The organism is Streptomyces sp. SID4985 (assembly GCF_009863025.1).
In the GTDB taxonomy this organism is placed as follows: domain Bacteria; phylum Actinomycetota; class Actinomycetes; order Streptomycetales; family Streptomycetaceae; genus Streptomyces.
In genome coordinates, this window is record NZ_WWIR01000594.1 from 1 (window position 1) to 1,645 (window position 1,645).

The 1,645-nt window shown below is 72.0% G+C and carries 1 protein-coding gene and 1 pseudogene; both read left to right on the forward strand.

What is annotated here, in order from left to right; translation table 11 throughout:
* Positions 1-864, forward strand: an 864-nt coding sequence (locus GTW40_RS25620; protein WP_161182532.1) for a C40 family peptidase, incomplete at its 5' end; no start/stop codon positions are given.
* Positions 865-1,079: 215 nt separating this feature from the next.
* A pseudogene (locus GTW40_RS25625) lies at positions 1,080-1,645 on the forward strand (hypothetical protein); the annotation flags it as partial.

Here is a 1,645-nt window from a genome sequence, read left to right on the forward strand (position 1 = left end):
GCCACCGAGAAGTACAACGGCGCCAAGGAGAAGCAGGAGAAGCTCCAGAAGGAGATCTCCACCATCCAGGACAACGTCGCGCGCGGCCAGCAGGACCTCAACAAGCTGCGCGACGGCCTGGGTTCGATGGCCACCGCCCAGTACCGCTCGGGCGGCCTGGACCCCTCCGTCCAGCTCTTCCTCTCCTCCGACCCGGACGACTACCTCGACAAGGCGTCCACGCTGGACCAGTTGAGCGCCCAGCAGGTCGAGGGTCTGAAGAAGATCCAGGACAAGCAGCGCGAACTCGCCCAGGAGCGCGCCGAGGCCACCGAGAAGCTCAAGGACCTCGCCTCCACCCGCACCGAGCTGGGCAAGAAGAAGCAAGAGGTCCAGGGCAAGCTCGCCGAGGCGCAGAAGCTGCTCAACTCCCTGACCGCCAAGGAGAAGCAGGAGCTGGCCGACCAGCAGGCGCGCGCCGACCGCTCCTCCGCCCAGCGCGTCGAACTCGGCGGCAACGCCAAGGGCTCCGGCTTCGCGGGCGCCGCGTTCTCCGCCGCCCAGTCCCAGATCGGCAAGCCGTACGTCTACGGCTCCACCGGCCCCTCCTCCTTCGACTGCTCGGGTCTGACGTCGTGGGCCTACGCCCAGGCCGGCGTCTCCATCCCGCGCACCTCCGAGTCGCAGGCCAACATCGGCACGCGGATCTACTCCACGAGCGACCTCCAGGTCGGCGACCTGGTCTTCTTCTTCAACGACATCCACCACGTCGGTCTCTACGCGGGCGGCGGCCAGATCCTGCACGCCCCGCGCACCGGCACGGTCGTCCGCTACGAGTCGATGAGCACCATCGGCGGCCCGTTCATGTTCGGCGTGCGCGTCTGACGAGCCCTCCGAACGGGCGAATCACACCGCCGCCCGGACACCCCGCGCCCCGCCCCTGACCTGCGTCGGTGGCGGGGCGTCACCGTGCGTGTCCGCCGGGGTCTTTGGCCGCCGCCCGGTCCTGCGGTTATGGTCTGGCGCGTTTCCCCGGCGTCGCGGGTCTCCCCGTCCCCGGTGCCGGGGAGACGGTCATGTCCGCCAGCGGAAGGACTGCCGTGGGGGCCCATCGCCGCCTCGCCACCACCGGATGCGACCGGGGCACCGCCGCCCTGTGCGTGCTGTCGGCCGCGGCAGCCGCACTCGGCGCCGTCCCGGCCCACGCGACACCGCACCCGGGCACCCGGGCCGAACTGGACCGGCTCTACGCGGAGGCCGAGCGGGCCACCGAGGACTACGACCGAGCCGACGAGCGCACCGACGCCCTGCGCCGCGAGGTCCACCACGCCCAGGACCGCCTCGCACGCGGTCAGCAGAAGGTCAACGACCTGCGGGAGAAGCTCGGTTCACTCGCCGGTGCCGAGTACCGCTCCGGCGGCCTGGACCCCTCGGTCGCCCTGTTCTTCTCCGCCCGCCCCGAGCACTATCTCGACCAGGCCTCCGTCCTCGACCGCGTCGGCACCCGGCAGGCCGGACAGCTCCGCGAGCTGCGCACCACCCTGCGCGAGGTCGCCCAGGAGCGCGCCGAGGCCGCCGGGAAGCTCGCCGACCTCGAACGCGGCCGCGCGGCCGTCGCCCGGCACAAGCGGAACGTGCGCGCCAAACTCGCCGCCGCCCGCCGCCT